The sequence below is a fragment of the Cupriavidus sp. SIMBA_020 genome, assembly GCF_046535395.1.
GTDB lineage: Bacteria > Pseudomonadota > Gammaproteobacteria > Burkholderiales > Burkholderiaceae > Cupriavidus > Cupriavidus campinensis.
The window spans coordinates 1-233 of sequence record NZ_JAWRWU010001744.1 but is presented as its reverse complement, the minus strand read 5'-3'; the positions used below and the strand labels follow the sequence as shown (position 1 = coordinate 233).

Sequence of the window (233 nt, the reverse complement as noted above, 5' to 3'; positions counted from 1 at the left end):
CGGCCGAGGCGTTCGAACCACGCATCGGACACCGTCAGCAGACGCGGAATCCACGTCGCGGGCAGCGGCGTCACCTTCGCCGGCCGGATGCCCGCCAGCCCGAGCAGCGCGAGCGCTTCCTTTTGCGCCATCGCGAGACACAAGCGGTACGCGCGCTGCGACAGTTCTTCCTTGAGCGGCCGGTTCGCCAGCGCGTTGATCGCGTTGTTCAGATTGAGCAGTAACTTGGCCCA

General features: G+C 66.5%; 1 pseudogene. It reads right to left on the bottom strand.

The window, feature by feature from the left end:
* Nucleotides 1-233: pseudogene (locus SB751_RS35595) on the bottom strand (2-dehydropantoate 2-reductase); the annotation flags it as partial.